Origin of the sequence: Streptomyces sp. NPDC058371 (genome assembly GCF_042723265.1) — a bacterium.
GTDB lineage: Bacteria > Actinomycetota > Actinomycetes > Streptomycetales > Streptomycetaceae > Streptomyces.
Map to the genome: position 1 here is coordinate 242313 of NZ_JBHXJC010000013.1, position 15268 is coordinate 257580.

Annotated in this window: 14 protein-coding genes, 1 tRNA gene and 1 pseudogene; 8 read left to right on the forward strand and 8 right to left on the reverse strand. The window is 71.3% G+C overall.

From position 1 onward, the window contains the following. Positions 1-127: 127 nt before the first annotated feature. Entirely contained in the window at positions 128-361 is a 234-nt protein-coding gene (chpH, locus tag ACFWM2_RS31225) for a chaplin ChpH (RefSeq protein WP_383286898.1), read from the reverse strand. Between the two features lie 180 nt (positions 362-541). Continuing rightward, positions 542-1867, reverse strand: coding sequence for a M20/M25/M40 family metallo-hydrolase (locus ACFWM2_RS31230; protein ID WP_383286900.1), 1326 nt, complete (start codon positions 1865-1867; stop codon positions 542-544). A 187-nt stretch (positions 1868-2054) separates the two neighbouring features. On the opposite strand from ACFWM2_RS31230, the gene ACFWM2_RS31235 reads away from it, so the two are divergent. Both ACFWM2_RS31235 and ACFWM2_RS31240 read left to right on the forward strand, forming a co-directional pair. After that, positions 2055-2139, forward strand: a tRNA-Leu gene (locus ACFWM2_RS31235). A gap of 94 nt (positions 2140-2233) precedes the next feature. Beyond that, positions 2234-2650 carry a YchJ family protein gene (locus ACFWM2_RS31240; RefSeq protein WP_383286902.1) on the forward strand — a complete coding sequence of 139 codons (417 nt, stop codon included), beginning with the start codon at positions 2234-2236 and terminating at the stop codon, positions 2648-2650. Positions 2651-2699: 49 nt separating this feature from the next. Here ACFWM2_RS31240 and ACFWM2_RS31245 read toward each other — a convergent pair whose 3' ends face one another. Continuing rightward, a complete protein-coding gene (locus ACFWM2_RS31245; RefSeq protein WP_383286904.1) occupies positions 2700-3401 on the reverse strand; it encodes a FadR/GntR family transcriptional regulator in 702 nt (233 codons plus the stop codon). Between the two features lie 130 nt (positions 3402-3531). Here ACFWM2_RS31245 and ACFWM2_RS31250 point away from each other — a divergent pair, with 130 nt between their 5' ends. From ACFWM2_RS31250 to ACFWM2_RS31265, 4 genes are all read left to right on the forward strand, one after another. Further along, on the forward strand, positions 3532-4059 hold the full coding sequence (locus tag ACFWM2_RS31250) for a gluconokinase (RefSeq protein ID WP_383286906.1): 528 nt from the start codon (positions 3532-3534) through the stop codon (positions 4057-4059). A 133-nt stretch (positions 4060-4192) separates the two neighbouring features. Beyond that, the gene (locus tag ACFWM2_RS31255) at positions 4193-5590 is read left to right on the forward strand and encodes a gluconate:H+ symporter (RefSeq protein ID WP_383286908.1); all 1398 of its coding nucleotides are present in this window, start codon (positions 4193-4195) and stop codon (positions 5588-5590) included. A 97-nt stretch (positions 5591-5687) separates the two neighbouring features. Beyond that, positions 5688-6449, forward strand: a complete 762-nt coding sequence (locus ACFWM2_RS31260; protein WP_383286910.1) for an SDR family oxidoreductase — start codon at positions 5688-5690, stop codon at positions 6447-6449. 28 nt (positions 6450-6477) lie between these two features. Further along, the gene (locus ACFWM2_RS31265; RefSeq protein WP_383286912.1) at positions 6478-7515 is read left to right on the forward strand and encodes an L-idonate 5-dehydrogenase; all 1038 of its coding nucleotides are present in this window, start codon (positions 6478-6480) and stop codon (positions 7513-7515) included. Positions 7516-7540: 25 nt separating this feature from the next. Here ACFWM2_RS31265 and ACFWM2_RS31270 read toward each other — a convergent pair. From ACFWM2_RS31270 to ACFWM2_RS31290, 5 genes and pseudogenes are all read right to left on the reverse strand, one after another. Further along, a pseudogene (locus tag ACFWM2_RS31270) lies at positions 7541-8161 on the reverse strand (cytochrome b/b6 domain-containing protein); the annotation flags it as partial. Further along, positions 8145-8912, reverse strand: a complete 768-nt coding sequence (locus ACFWM2_RS31275; RefSeq protein WP_383286914.1) for a molybdopterin-dependent oxidoreductase — start codon at positions 8910-8912, stop codon at positions 8145-8147. The gene ACFWM2_RS31275 and the pseudogene ACFWM2_RS31270, both read right to left, overlap by 17 nt. 93 nt (positions 8913-9005) lie before the next feature. Beyond that, positions 9006-10556 carry an APC family permease gene (locus ACFWM2_RS31280; RefSeq protein WP_383286999.1) on the reverse strand — a complete coding sequence of 517 codons (1551 nt, stop codon included), beginning with the start codon at positions 10554-10556 and terminating at the stop codon, positions 9006-9008. A gap of 34 nt (positions 10557-10590) precedes the next feature. Next, the gene (locus ACFWM2_RS31285) at positions 10591-11541 is read right to left on the reverse strand and encodes a hypothetical protein (protein ID WP_383286916.1); all 951 of its coding nucleotides are present in this window, start codon (positions 11539-11541) and stop codon (positions 10591-10593) included. Between the two features lie 276 nt (positions 11542-11817). After that, positions 11818-13473 (reverse strand): FAD-binding dehydrogenase, encoded by a 1656-nt coding sequence (locus tag ACFWM2_RS31290; protein ID WP_383286918.1) that lies wholly within the window; start codon positions 13471-13473, stop codon positions 11818-11820. Between the two features lie 259 nt (positions 13474-13732). Here ACFWM2_RS31290 and ACFWM2_RS31295 point away from each other — a divergent pair, with 259 nt between their 5' ends. Next, positions 13733-14626, forward strand: a complete 894-nt coding sequence (locus ACFWM2_RS31295; protein ID WP_383286920.1) for a DMT family transporter — start codon at positions 13733-13735, stop codon at positions 14624-14626. Between the two features lie 96 nt (positions 14627-14722). After that, positions 14723-15238, forward strand: a complete 516-nt coding sequence (locus ACFWM2_RS31300) for an NUDIX hydrolase (RefSeq protein ID WP_383286922.1) — start codon at positions 14723-14725, stop codon at positions 15236-15238. The last annotated feature ends 30 nt before the right edge of the window (positions 15239-15268 follow it).

Genomic DNA, 15268 nt, shown 5'->3' on the forward strand with positions numbered 1-15268 from the left:
TTGGGCCCTTCCGAAACGCACCCGCACGGCAGGTGTGGGGACGCAGAAACCCCGGTCGCCCCCGGAGCGCATGGCACGCGCTCCGGGGCCGACGGGGACTCAGAGCCTCATGAAGTGAGGCACAACGTCACTTGTTGATGCAGGTGTTGCCGAAGGCGGGGTTCAGCAGCCCGATCACGGAGACCGTGTTGCCGCAGACGTTCACCGGGACGTGAACAGGCACCTGAACGACGTTGCCGGACAGGACGCCCGGGGAGTGCACGGCGGCACCCTGGGCGCCCGAGTCGGCGATTGCCAGGCCCGCACCCGCGAGAACCAGGCCACCAGTGGCAGCCGCAGCGGCGACGACCTTCTTGATCATTATTCCTCCTTGTTGGCAAAGCGATCCAAGCCTCGGACCGCACCACCTGTAACGAGGAAGGAGTAATGGAGCTACGAGCTTATGGTCGCATTCACTCTTCTCAGTCGACTCCGCACGCGCTGGCGATTATTGGAGTGTCGTTTTACCGGTTCAATTCAGGACGCACTTGCGGCCGTGCCGTCAGGACGCCTCGATGAATCGGTCGAGCACCCGGACGCCGAACTTCAGGGCATCCACCGGCACCCGCTCGTCGACCCCGTGGAACATGCCCGCGAAGTCCAGCTCCGGCGGCAGCTTCAGCGGCGCGAAGCCGAAGCAGCGGATGCCGAGGTCGGCGAATGACTTGGCGTCGGTGCCGGCCGAGAGCATGTACGGCACGGCACGGGCGATCGGGTCCTCGGCGGACAGCGCGGTCTGCATGGCGTCGACCAGCGCCCCGTCGAAGGTGGTCTCCAGCGCCTTGTCGGCGTGCACGTCCTCGCGCTTCACCCGCGGGCCGAGGATCCGGTCCAGATCGGCGAGGAACTCCTCCTCGTAGCCCGGCAGATAGCGGGCGTCGACATGCGCGGTGGCCTGCCCCGGAATCACGTTGACCTTGTAACCGGCGCCCAGCTGCGTCGGGTTGGCGGTGTTCTGCAGGGAGGCGCCGATCAGCTTGGCGATGCCGCCGAGCTTGGCGAGCGTCTCGTCCATGTCCTCCGGGTCGAGCTCGGTGCCGAGGGCGTCGCCGAGTTCGTCCAGGAAGTGCCGCAGCGTCTTGGTCACCCGGACCGGGAACTTGTGCCGGCCGAGGCGTCCGACGGCCTCCGACAGCTCGGTGATGGCGTTGTCGCGGTGGATCATCGAACCGTGCCCGGCGGTGCCGTCCACCGTCAGCTTCATCCAGTGCATGCCCTTCTGGGCGGTCTCGATGAGATACAGCCGCAGCTTCTCGTTGACCGTGAAGGAGAACCCCCCGACCTCGCCGATGGCCTCCGTGACGCCCTCGAAGAGGTCCGGGTGCTTGTCGACCAGGTGTCGCGCACCCCACGTACCGCCCGCCTCCTCGTCCGCGAGGAAGGCCAGGACGATGTCGCGCGGGGGCTTGCGCCCGGTGCGCAGCCGGTCACGGACGACCGCGAGGGTCATCGCGTCCATGTCCTTCATGTCGACCGCGCCCCGGCCCCACACGCAGCCGTCCGCGATCTCGCCGGAGAACGGGTGGTGGGTCCAGTCCTGCGCGTTGGCCGGTACGACATCGGTGTGGCCGTGGATGAGCAGCGCGGGCCGGGAGCGGTCCTCGCCCTCGATGCGCGCGACCGTGGAGGCGCGGCCCTGGTGCGACTCGAAGATCTGCGGCTCCAGGCCCACCTCGGCGAGCTTCTCGGCGACGTACTCGGCGGCCTTGCGCTCGCCCGGCCCCGAGTGGTCTCCGTAGTTGCTGGTGTCGATCCGGATCAGCTCGCGACAGAGGTCGACGACCTCGTCCTCGCCAGAGACGCCCCTGGCCGTGTTCGACTCGCTCACGCTGCTTCCTCCCACTGTCACTGCTGGTGGTCCCCTTCATCCTCTCTCCGACACCCCGCACACCCCAAGGCCGGTCCCGGCCCGTCACACGCCGTTCACGCGGGCACGGGGGGTGATCAGGCGCCCTCCCGAGCCTGGTAATGTTTTCTCTGTCGCCGCGAGGGAAACCCCGCGCGACAGACACCTTGTCCGGGTGGCGGAATGGCAGACGCGCTAGCTTGAGGTGCTAGTGCCCTTTATCGGGCGTGGGGGTTCAAGTCCCCCCTCGGACACAGATCGAATGGCCCCTCGCTCGCGAGGGGCCATTCGTCGTTCCGGGCCCGGCCGCGCGCGGGGCGTCCGAGCCGCTCGCGCACAATGGTGGTCATGTCCCGACGCACCTCACGCCCCCCGCGGCCGACCGCCGGCGGCCCGCCCGCCGGCTGCCCCTGCGGTTCGGCGGAGACCTACGCCGCGTGCTGCGGCCGCTTCCACCGCGGTGAGGCCCCGGCGCCCACTGCCGAGGCTCTGATGCGCTCCCGCTACAGCGCCTTCGTGCAGCGGGACGAGGCCTATCTGCTGCGGACGTGGCATCCGCGGACGCGGCCGCCCCGGGTGGAGTTCGAGGCGGGGACGCGGTGGACGGGACTGGAGATCGTCGCGACGGGCGAGGGCTCCGCCTTTCACTCCACGGGGACCGTGACCTTCCGGGCCTCGTACCGCGGCGGCTCGCTGCACGAACGGAGCCGGTTCGAGCGGGTCGACGGGGCGTGGGTGTACGTCGACGGGGAATTCCTCGACTAGCGGGTCCGTGTACGCGGTCTCGACCGACGGATCCGCCGTACGCGGCCGGTCACGGGGCCAGTACGTCCAGCTCCTGGAGCGCGCCGACCGTGATCTCGCGGGTGAGTTCCTCGGCGCGGACCGCGTCACCCGCGCGGACCGCCTCGGCGACCCGGACGTGGAGCGTGACGGCGGCGGGGTCGGGGTCCTCGAACATGACCTCGTGGTGGGTGCGGCCCGCCAGGACCTCGGCGACGACGTCACCGAGCCGGGCGAACATCTCGTTGCCCGAGGCGTTGAGGATCACCCGGTGGAAGGCCACGTCGTGGACGAGATAGCCCTCCAGCTGATGGCCGCGTGACGTGGAGACCATGCCGAGGGCGCACTCCGTGAGCGCGGCGCACTGCTCGGCCGTGGCGTGCCGGGCGGCCAGGCCCGCGGCGATCGGCTCGACGGCCGAGCGCAGCACGGTGAGCGAGCGCAGCTGGTGGGGGCGGTCGGCGCCGGCCAGTCGCCACCGGATGACCTGCGGGTCGTAGACGTTCCACTCGGCCTTGGGGCGGACGGTCACGCCGACGCGGCGACGGGACTCGACGAGGTGCATCGACTCGAGCACCCGGACCGCCTCGCGCATCACGGAGCGTGACACCTCGAAGCGCTGCGCGAGCTCGTCCGTGCGCAGCACACTCCCCGGCGGGTACGCGCCCGCGGTGATCGCCGGACCGAGGGTTTCCAGTACCTGTCCGTGCAGCCCCCGGCCCCGTGTGGTCATGGAGTCAGCGTACGAGGCTTCGAACGAGAAGAAAAAGTCAGACTTATATGTCACAGCCTCTTGAATTCGTCGTACCTAATGGGTTTCAGTGTCGTCGACATCAGATGTCGACGAAGACAGCGAGAGCACGATGCAGCACAGGCGCACCCCTCATGTGGTCGTGGTCATGGGCGTGGCGGGTACCGGCAAGACCACCGTCGGTCCCCTGCTCGCGGCCCGGCTCGGCGTTCCGTACGCCGAGGGCGACGACTTTCACCCGCAGGCCAACATCGCCAAGATGACGGCCGGGACGCCGCTGACCGACGAGGACCGCCTGCCGTGGCTGGACGCGATCGGCGCCTGGGCGCACGACCGGGCCGGACTCGGCGGTGTGGTCAGCAGCTCGGCGCTGAAGCGCAGCTACCGCGACCGGCTGCGGGCTGCCGCGCCCGGGGCCGTCTTCCTCCACCTCACCGGCGATCGCCGGCTCATCGAGGACCGGATGTCGCACCGGCAGGGGCACTTCATGCCGACCGCGCTGCTGGACTCCCAGTTCGCCACTCTCCAGCCTCTTGAGGCGGACGAGGCGGGGGTCGGCGTGGACGTCTCCGGCAGCCCGGCCGAGATCACCGAACGGGCCGTGGCAGCTCTCGACGACCTGCCCGAGCCCGTGCGGTAGCAGCGTGCCCTCGCAGTAGCCGGCACGGGGCGCCGGGCAGCAGACCCGCCCGCCCGCTCGGCCGGCACCTCCCCCGGGCCTCCGCAGTGGCTCCGGGGCATCCCCGAACATCCCGTACACGCAAGGGAAAACCGTGACCAGACTCAGCGTCGAGATGCTGGCAGCGGACACCGTCGAGCCGATCACCTCGGCGGGCCATGCTCAGCTGGGCATCGCCGTCCTGGCGGGCATCGCCGTCATCGTCCTGCTCATCACCAAGTTCAAGCTGCACGCCTTCCTGGCCCTGACCATCGGCTCGCTCGCCCTCGGCGCGTTCGCCGGGGCGCCGTTGGACAAGACCATCGCCAGCTTCACCAGCGGGCTCGGCTCCACTGTCGCGGGCGTCGGCGTCCTGATCGCCCTCGGTGCGATCCTCGGCAAGCTGCTCGCCGACTCCGGCGGTGCCGACCAGATCGTCGACACGATCCTCGCGAAGGCCGGCGGGCGCGCCATGCCGTGGGCGATGGTGCTGATCGCCTCCGTGATCGGACTGCCCCTGTTCTTCGAGGTCGGCATCGTCCTGCTGATCCCCGTGGTGCTGATGGTCGCCAAGCGCGGCAACTACTCGCTGATGCGCATCGGCATCCCGGCGCTGGCCGGTCTGTCCGTGATGCACGGCCTGATCCCGCCGCACCCCGGGCCGCTGGTCGCGATCGACGCGGTCGGGGCCAACCTCGGCATCACGCTCGCGCTCGGTGTACTGGTCGCCATCCCGACGGTGATCATCGCGGGTCCGGTCTTCTCGAAGTACGCGGCCCGCTGGGTGGACGTGCCGGCCCCCGACCGGATGATCCCGGCCCGCGCCTCCGAGGAGCTGGAGAAGCGTCCGGGCTTCGGCGCCACCCTCGCCACGATGCTCCTGCCGGTCGTGCTGATGCTGGCCAAGGCGCTGGTGGACATCGTCGTGGACGATCCGAAGCACATGGTGCAGCGGGTCTTCGACATCATCGGTTCGCCGCTGGTCGCGCTGCTCGCGGCGGTGATCGTCGGGATGTTCACGCTGGGCCGGGCGGCGGGCTTCACCAGGGAGCGGCTGTCGACGACCGTCGAGAAGTCGCTGGCCCCGATCGCCGGCATCCTGCTCATCGTGGGCGCGGGCGGCGGCTTCAAGCAGACGCTGATCGACTCCGGTGTGGGCCAGATGATCCTGGACATCTCCAAGGACTGGTCGATCCCGGCGCTGCTGCTGGCCTGGCTGATCGCGGTGGCGATCCGGCTCGCGACGGGCTCGGCGACCGTCGCCACCATCTCCGCGGCCGGTCTCGTCGCACCGCTCGCGGCCGACATGTCGACCACGCACACCGCCCTCCTGGTGCTGGCGATCGGCGCGGGTTCGCTCTTCTTCAGCCATGTCAACGACGCCGGATTCTGGCTGGTCAAGGAGTACTTCGGGCTGAGCGTCGGACAGACCCTGAAGACCTGGTCGGTCATGGAGACGATCATCTCGGTGGTGGCCGGCGGGCTGGTCCTGCTGCTGTCCCTCGTGATCTAGGGCCGGTCCGGCGGATCATGCGGTAGGTCGCGCCCTGTTTCCGGGCATCGTGAGGACGGAGTCGCAAGATCCACCGGACAGACCCCAGGAGTACGACGTGCCGGCTCATCCGCTCTTCGACATCAGTGGCCGCACCGCCCTGGTCACCGGCTCCAGCCGCGGTATCGGGCTCGCGCTCGCCCGTGGGCTCGTGGAGGCGGGCTGCACGGTCGTGCTGAACGGGCGCGACGGCGAACGTCTCGCCCGGGCCGCCGCGGAGCTGCCCGGTGACGTCCGCACCGCGGTGTTCGACGTCACCGACGGCCCCTCGGTGGCCGCCGGGGTGGCCGGGGTCGAGGAGCGGGTGGGCCCGCTCGACATCCTCGTCAACAACGCCGGCATGCAACTGCGCGCCCCGCTCCTGGAGTTCGCGGACTCCGACTGGCACCGGATCCTCGACACCAATCTGACGAGCGCGTTCCTGGTGGGCCGCGAGGCCGCACGGGGGATGACCGCGCGCGGCCACGGAAAGATCATCAACATCTGCTCGCTCCAGAGCGAGGTCGTGCGACCCGGCATCGCTCCGTACGCCGCCACCAAGGGCGCGCTGAAAATGCTCACCAAGGGCATGTGCGCGGACTGGGGCCCGTACGGAGTGCAGGTCAACGGGCTCGGGCCGGGGTACATCGAGACCGAGCTGACCCGGCCCCTGGTCGAGGACGAGGAGTTCAGCAGCTGGGTGCGGGGGCGCACCCCGGCCGGGCGCTGGGGCCGCACGGAGGACCTGGTCGGCGGGGTTCTCTTCCTCGCCTCGCCCGCCGCGGACTTCGTCAGCGGGCAGATTCTGTACGTCGACGGCGGCATGACGAGCGTGCTGTAGGACGACCGTTCGCGAGGAGGCAGGGACGATGCTCGGTTGTGTGATCCACGGACAGGGTGATCTGCGGGTCGACGAACTGCCTCCGCCGCCGGTCGGGCCCGGGCAGGCGCTGGTCGCCGTGCGCTACGGCGGTGTGTGCGGCTCGGATCTGCACTACTGGCGGCACGGCGGGGTCGGCGACTTCCGGTTGCGCGAGCCGCTGGTGCTCGGGCACGAGGTCGTGGGCACGGTGCTGTCGTACGGCGGAGCTTCAGGCCCAGGGCCCGGCGGTCCCCCGCCGGGTGCCGCGGTCGCCGTGCACCCCGCGACTCCGTGCGGGGTCTGCCCCGAGTGCGTCGACGGGCGCCGCAATGTCTGCCGGGACACGCGGTATCTGGGCAGCGCGGCCCGTCTGCCGCACGTCCAGGGCGGGTTCGCCGCCGACATCGCCGTACCCGCCGAGCAGTTGCGGGCGTTGCCCCCGGGGCTCGGACCGCGGCGGGCGGCGCTCGCCGAACCGCTGTCCGTCGCGCTGCACGCGGTGCGGCGGGCCGGATCCGTCGCCGGCCGGCACGTTCTGGTGACCGGTGCCGGGCCGATCGGTTGCCTCGTGGTCGCCGCCGCGAAGGCCGCGGGGGCCGCTCGGGTGACGGTCACGGATCTGTTGCCGCGGGCGCTTGAGTACGCGGCCGCGGCGGGCGCCGATGTGCTCGTACGCGCCGACGACCCCGCCGATGCCGGGTGGCCGCCGGAGGTGGACACCGCCGTCGAGGCGTCCGGTGTCGCAGCGGGACTCGACACCTGTCTGCGCCTCGTGCGGCGCGGCGGGGTCGTCGTCCAGCTCGGCATGCTGCCGCCGGGGCGGAGTCCCTTCGCGGGCAACCTCGTGGTCAGCCGGGAGATCGAGCTTCGTGGGGCGTTCCGCTTCGACACGGAGTTCGACGACGCGCTCGCGCTGCTCGCGGCGGAGCCCCGCTTCGACGCGCTGATCAGCGCGGTGGTGCCTCTTCGGGAGGCGGAGTCGGCGTTCGCGCTGGCGGCGGACCGGAGTCGCTCGTGCAAGGTGCTGCTGGACCTCGAGGCCTAGCCTCCGCCTCGGACGGGTCGGGGTGCGGCCGCCAGAGCGAGTGCTCGCGCTCCGCCCAGTCGCGGCTCACGGATCCGGTGCGCAGACCGCGGCGGGACTCCGGATCGGCGAGGGCCATGCCGATGTGTCCGGCCAGGACGACACCGACGGTCAGCGCGAGCCAGTCGTGGACGAAGGTGGCCGAGGTGCGCCACATCAGGGGTGTGAGGTGGGTGAACCACATCAGGAGGCCGGTGCCGAGCATGACCAGGGTGGCGCCGGCGATCCAGGCCGCGTAGGTCTTCTGGCCCGCGTTGAACTTGCCCGCGGGGCGGGAGGAGGGGCGGGCGTCCCGGCGCAGCGCCGCCCGCAGCCACGTACGGTCGTGCGGGCCCCAGCGGTTGAGGCGGCCGAGGTCGGCGCGGAAGGCGCGGGAGACCAGGCCCGCCAGGACCGGTACCGGCAGCAGTAGGCCCGACCACTCGTGCACCCGCACCACGAGCTCACGGCGGCCGACGAGCTCCGCGAAGGTCGGGAGGTAGAGGCAGGCCGCGGTCGCCACACAGACGCCCATCAGCGCGGCCGTGCTGCGGTGCACCCAGCGCTCGGCGGGGGTGAAGCGCCGGACGCGCGCGGCGAGGGCCGGGGCGTCAACTCGTAGGTGCATCGTCGCGTCCGTTCGAGCGGCCGACCCACGCGTCGACGTCGTAGCCCCGGTCCTCCCAGTATCCGGGACGGACGTCCCCGGTGACGGTGATGCCGGAGAGCCACTTGGCGGACTTGTAGAAGTACATGGGGGCGACGTACAGGCGGACCGGGCCGCCGTGGTTGTGGCCGAGGTTCTTGTCCTGCATGCGCAGGGCCACCAGGACGTCCCGGCGGCGGGCCTGGTCGAGCGTGAGGCTCTCGGTGTAGGCCCCGTCGAAGCAGGTGAAGCGGATCGCGCCGGCCGACGGGCGTACTCCCGCGAGATCCAGGAGTCGGGAGAGCCGGACGCCTTCGAAGGGGGTGCCGGGCACCCGCCAGCCCGTCACGCACTGGACGTCGTGCACCAGCCGGGTCTGCGGCAGGGCGCGCAGGTCGGCGAGGGTGAAACTCTTCGGGTGGTCGACCAGACCGTCGATCGTGAGGCGGTAGTCCGTCGCGTTCTTGTGCGGGACGGACGAGGTCACCGAGTAGTAGCGGAAGCCGCCCCCGTTGGGGAGCAGGCCGGTCAGGCCGGTGGGGTCCTTGTCGGCGGCGCCGCCGAGGAAGCCCTCCATGCCGCGCTGGAGCACGGGTGCGGTGACCACGCCGAGCGCGCCGAGACCGAGCGTGCCGAGCAGGACCCGCCGTCCGATGGGGGTTCCCCGCTCTTCCGGTGGCGTTTCCCGGTCTTCCGGTGGAGCTTCCCGGTCTTCGGGTCGTTCAGAGTTCACCTACTGATTCGAACACCCGTGACCCCCATCCGGCCAGGGCTCACGGGTGCCCGTCAGAATTCCGTAACCACTCGTCCGCGGCGACGCGCTTCCTCAGGAGGCCGTCTCCGCCGCCTTCTCCAGCTGGAAGGCCTCGTTGCCCAGCCCGATCCGGGCGTGCGCCTCGGGCTTGCGCGAGCGCAGGACCAGGCCCTGGACCAGGCCGAGGACCAGGGCGGCCCCGATGACGCCGGGCAGCCCCCAGCTCAGTGCGGAGTCCGGCCCCGCGCCGACGAGGAGGTCGAAGTCCTTGACGGTGTAGCCGGCGATCACGAGGAGCGAGACGCCCGCGATCACGGAGGTGACGAGCCGCCAGGCCTGGGCCCGGGCGGCGCCGCGCCGGACGAAGAAGACGATCACGGAGAGCGAGGCGGCCGCCATCAGCAGAATGACGCCGAGCGCGCCGACGTTGCCGCCCCAGGTGAACAGGTGCAGCACGGGTGCGGTCGGGTCACCGGTCGGCTTGTCGTCGGCCACCGCGAAGGCGCCCACGACGAGCACCGACACGATCGTCTGGAGCAGGGAGCCCGTGCCCGGGGCCCCGCTCGTCCCGGTGGTACGGCCGAAGGCAGCCGGCAGCAGGCCCTCACGGCCCATGGCGAAGGCGTAGCGCGCGACGACGTTGTGGAAGCTGAGCATCGCCGCGAACATGCCGGTCACGAACAGGACGTGCAGGACGTCCGTGAAGGTACCGCCGAGCCGGGCTTCGGTGAGGTTGAACAGCAGGCCCGCGCTCTGCTTCTGCGAGGCACCGACGATCCCCGAGGGTCCCGCCGCAACGGTGAGGGCCCAGCAGCTGAGCGCGAGGAAGACGGCGACGCCGGCGACCGCGTAGAACATCACGCGCGGTACCAGGATGTGCGGCCTGCTGGTCTCCTCGGCGTACACGGGAGCCTGCTCGAAGCCGAGGAAGGCCGCGATGCAGAAGCAGAGCGCGGTGCCGACGCCCGCGCCGGTCAGCGTGTCCGGGTTGAAGGCGTGCAGCGACAGGCCCTCCTTGGCGGGGTCCGCGACGGCCGCGATGTCGAAGATGATGACGAGCGCCACCTCGACGACCAGCAGCACGCCGAGCACCCGCGCGTTGACGTCGATCTTCAGCCAGGCGAGCGCACCGACGATCAGCGCGGCCAGCAACGCGGGTATCCACCAGGCGATCTCGAGGTCGAGGTAGGTGGCGCAGAGCCCCGAGACCTCGAAGCCGAAGATGCCGTAGATGCCGACCTGGAGTGCGCTGTAGGCGACCAGCGCGACCAGTGCGGCGCCCGCCCCCGCGGTGCCGCCGAGGCCGCGGGAGATGTACGCGTAGAACGCGCCCGCGTTGTGGACGTGGCGGCTCATCTCGGCGTATCCGACCGAGAAGAGGGCCAGCACCACACCGAGGATGACGAAGAGCAGCGGCTGCCCGACGATCCCCATCACCCCGAATGTGGTGGGCATGACACCCGCAACGACCATGAGGGGCGCGGTCGCGGCCAGCACGGACAGCAGGAGGCCCGCCGTGCCGAGCCGGCCGGCACGCAGCGCGCGGTCCTGCCCCTTGAAGGTGCTGATGCCCGATTCCGCGGTGGGCCTGCTGCGGCTCGTGCTCGAACTGCCCGTCGTCATGGCGGGGTTGTCCTCTCCGGTGATGGTGGTCGGTTCAGGCCGTGCCCAGCGCGCTCTCGCGTGCGGCACGGAAGGCTTTGTACGGGTCCCGGTCCGGATACGACCACGGCGCCGGAGTGGCATGCGGGCCGATGCGGTGGAAGAGGGCTGCCGCCTCGGCGCCCCGGCCCTCGCAGAACTTGGCGTGGGCGAGGAAGTTCAGGTCGACCTGGCGGCGCGGGTGGTCGTCGTGCTCCCACTCCAGCCACCAGTCGAAGGCGGTCTTCATCACCTGGCGAGCGCGGCGCCCCACCCAGTGCCCGGAGGCGACCGGGTCGGCGGGCTCCACGCCGGCGGCGGCCAGCACGCGGTAGCGCTCGGCGTGCGCGACCACCGGGAGGATCGCCAACGGCGAGTCGGCGGGCGCCTGTTCCGCGGCCCAGTTGGCGAAGTCGTAGACCTCGTGCAGCGGGTCCCGGCCCACGTCGGCCCGGCGCTCGGCGAGCCGGGCCACCATCAGATGGTGGGCGTGATGGTGGTCGGGGTAGCGGTGGCGGACCTCGTCGAAGAGCTGGACGACGTCCTCCTCGCTGCCGATCGAGCGCTCCAGCATCAGCAGAGCGAGCCACGGGGTGGGGTCGGCCGGAGCGAGCGCGGCCGCGTGCCGGCCGGCCTCGCGGGCCCGGTCGGGACGCTCCTTGCCGTCCAGCGCGCGCTGGACGGTGGCACAGGCCAGCAGCACGGAGGCGCAGGTCGAATCGGGTTCGGCGAGCAGCCAGTCGCGGGACCAGGCCAGCGCGGTGGACTCCCGGGCGAGCACGGTGACGCGGTGCCCGCGACGGTCCCAGTCCTCGCCCGTCTCGGCGAGCAGCGAGCGGACCGCCGTCCACCGGCCCTGTGCCAATGCGCTGCGGGCGGCGACGAGTTCGGCGTCGTCGAGCGCTGCGTCGAAGGCCTGTGCCGCGCGCTTGCGGCCACGGCCCAGGGGTGGCGGGGGTGGGGCCACGCGGGTGGTCCTTATGTGGATTGGTCCGTAAGAAGCGGCCCGTCAGAGCCTGATCACGCACAGCAAACCCGCAGCCAATGCTTGGCGTCAAGGGCCGCTTGAAATGCGACACGTGTCAACCGCCGGTGGACGCCCCGGGGTTGACCCCTGGGCTCCGCTTGGCTCCGCCGCGTCCCTGCCGCGGACCCGGCGAACGGACGCCTCGCAAGCTGTGGTCCGCGCTCGGCCTGCGCACCCGGCCCACGCAGGCGGCCGGCGGTCTTCGCGCCGGCGGACTCAGCCCACGGCCTTCGCCGCCGCCCGCCCCGCCGTACGTCCCGAGAACAGGCAGCCGCCGAGGAACGTGCCTTCGAGGGAGCGGTAGCCGTGGACACCACCGCCGCCGAAACCGGCTGCCTCCCCCGCCGCGTACACACCCGCCAGCGGGTCGCCGCCCTCCGTCAGCACCCGCGAGGAGAGGTCGGTCTCCAGGCCGCCGAGGGTCTTGCGGGTCAGGATGTTCAGCCGCACCGCGATCAGCGGACCGGCCTTGGGGTCGAGGATGCGGTGCGGGCTCGCCGTACGGATCAGCTTGTCGCCCAGGTAGTTGCGGGCTCCCCGGATCGCCGTGACCTGGAGGTCCTTGGTGAACGGGTTGGCGATCTCCCGGTCGCGCGCGACGATCTCGCGGCGCAGGGCGGCCTCGTCGATGAGCGGCTCCTTGGTGAGCGCGTTCATGCCCCGGACGAGGGCGCTCAGCTCCTTCTCGACGACGAAGTCCACGCCGTTGTCCATGAACGCCTTCACCGGACCGGGGACGTCGGCGCGCGCCCGCTCGAAGACACCCCGCACGGATTTGCCGGTCAGATCGGGGTTCTGCTCCGAGCCCGAGAGCGCGAACTCCTTGCCGATGATCTTCTGGTTCAGCACGAACCAGGTGTACTCGTACCCGGTCCGCATGATGTGTTCGAGCGTGCCCAGGGTGTCGAAGCCGGGGAAGAGCGGCACCGGCAGCCGGTTGCCGCGGGCGTCCAGCCAGAGGGACGAGGGGCCGGGCAGGATGCGGATGCCGTGGTTGGCCCAGATCGGGTTCCAGTTCTGGATGCCCTCGGTGTAGTGCCACATACGGTCGCGGTTGATGAGGTGCGCGCCCGTCTCCTCGGCGATCGCGAGCATCTTTCCGTCGACGTGCGCGGGCACACCGGCGACCATCCGCTCGGGCGGGGTGCCCAGGCGCTCCGGCCAGTTGGCCCGCACGAGGTCGTGGTCGCCGCCGATGCCGCCCGAGGTGACGATCACGGCCTGGGCCTTCAACTCGAAGGCGCCGGTGACCGTACGGCTGCTGGCGTGGCCGCGCTCGACGGCCGACGGCTCCAGCACCTCGCCGGTGACGGTGTCGACGGCGCCCGCGCTGCGGGACAGCCCGGTGACGCGGTGGCGGAACTTCAGCTGTACGAGGCCGCGGTCGACGCCGGCCCGCACGCGCCGCTCGAAGGGCGCGACCAGACCGGGCCCGGTCCCCCAGGTGATGTGGAAGCGCGGCACGGAGTTGCCGTGCCCGTTGGCGTCGTAGCCGCCGCGCTCCGCCCAGCCGACCACGGGAAAGAAGCGGACACCCTGCCGGTGCAGCCAGGGGCGCTTCTCGCCGGCGGCGAAGTCCACGTACGCCTCGGCCCAGCGCCGGGGCCAGTGGTCCTCGGGCCGGTCGAACCCGGCCGTGCCCATCCAGTCCTGAAGGGCGAGGGCATGGTTGTCCTTGATCCGCATACGACGCTGCTCGGGGGAGTTCACGAAGAACAGGCCGCCGAAGGACCAGTGGGCCTGGCCGCCGATCGACTGCTCCGGCTCCTGGTCGAGAAGGATCACCGTGCGACCCGCGTCCACGAGCTCCGCGGTCGCCGCGAGCCCCGCCAGGCCCGCTCCAATGACGATCACATCCGCGTCGTAGGCCATGGGCCCGTCCTCTCGGCGTACCGGCCGGCCGGATCGGCTCGTCACGGGCCGGAGGCAGCGGCGCTGGTTGGTGAGACAGTGGTAACAGTCGGCCAGCACTCGTCAGACGTTGTTACTGGTCGGTCAGATCCTTCGGCAGAAGAGTGACCGAGTCAACTGCCCGGTTCCGGGTACTCCCATGGGCGGGTCACAGCAGGGGACGCTACAGTCGGCGGGATACGCAGCCCGTGACCCCGTCCGAGTTATCGAGGTACGCAGCGTGTCGGTTCTGGTTCTGGTTCTAGCCGTGAGTGCGGCCTGCTGTCTGGGCTTTGGCTTCGTACTCCAGCAGAACGCTGCCTCCCACGCTCCCCTCAGCGACTTCCTCTCCCCCCGGCTGCTGCTCGACCTCATCCGCGTGCCCGTCTGGCTGGGCGGTATCGGGCTCATGGTGGTCGGCATGGTGCTCGGCGCGGTCGCCCTCGGCCGCGGCGAGGTGTCCCTGGTGGAGCCGCTGCTCGCCACGAACCTCCTCTTCGCGCTCGCACTCTCACGACGGCAGAGCAAACAGCCGTTGGGACGACAGGGCTGGGCGGGGCTCGCACTGCTCGCGGGCGGTGTCACCGCGTTCATCGTGGCCGGTCAGCCCAAGGGCGGCGACGCGGTCACGGACCCGACGCGGCACTGGCTGATCATCGGGATCATGGTGGGGCTCGCGCTCCTGCTCACCACGTACGCGAAGCGCTCCCGGCTGAGCGCCGGGCCGGTGCTGCTGGCGCTGGCCGCGGGACTGCTGTACGGCGTACAGGACGCGCTGACCCGGGTCACCGGGCAGCGGTTCGCCGAAGGCGGCTGGACCGAGGTGGTCACCGGCTGGCAGCCGTACGGCGTGCTGGTGCTCGGGGTGACCGGCCTGGTGCTGGTGCAGAGCGCCTTCGAGACGGCCCCGCTGCGGATGTCCCTGCCCGCGCTCACCGCGGCTCAGCCGCTGGCCGGGATCGTCTGCGGGGTGGGTTTCCTCGGGGACCGGCTGCGCACGGACGTGGGGGCGCTGGCGTGGGAGGCGGCCGGGCTCGCGGCGATCGTGACCGGCATCGTGCTGCTGGGCCTGCATCCGGCAATGCCGCGGGGCTCCGCGGACGTGGCACGCACCCGGGACCTTCAGCCGCACTGAGGCGGGGCCAGGGGGCGCGTCGACGCGAGAACTCCAGGGCCTCCGGCGGGCCGACCGCGCCGGTCGCCCACTCCGGCGGGCTGATTGGATGGAGCCATGAGCGCCGCCGACGAGATCCTCGACATCGTGGACGAGAACGACCGGGTCATCGGGCAGTCCCCCCGCGGGGAGGCCTATGCGCGGGGGCTGCGCCACCGCTGCGTGTTCATCCGGGCCCGCGACGCCGAGGGCCGGGTCTTCGTCCACCGCCGCACCCCCACCAAGCTGGTCTTCCCGTCCCTGTACGACATGTTCGTGGGCGGGGTCGTCGGCGCCGGTGAGACGTACGACGACGCGGCCCTGCGCGAGGCCGAGGAGGAACTCGGCGTCTCCGGCCTCCCCCGGCCCCGGCCGCTCTTCAAGTTCCTGTACGACGACGGGGCCGGGCAGACCTGGTGGTCGAGCGTGTACGAGGTGCGCTGCGACCTCCCGGTGAACCCCCAGGTCGAGGAGGTCGCCTGGCACGCCTTCCTCCCCGAGGCCGAGGTCGAGCGGCACCTGACCGACTGGACGTGGGTCCCCGACGGCGTGGCGGCGTACGAACGTCTGAAGGCGCACCGCGCGCAGGGCTGAGCCCCGGCCCACTACGAGTACCCGGGACCG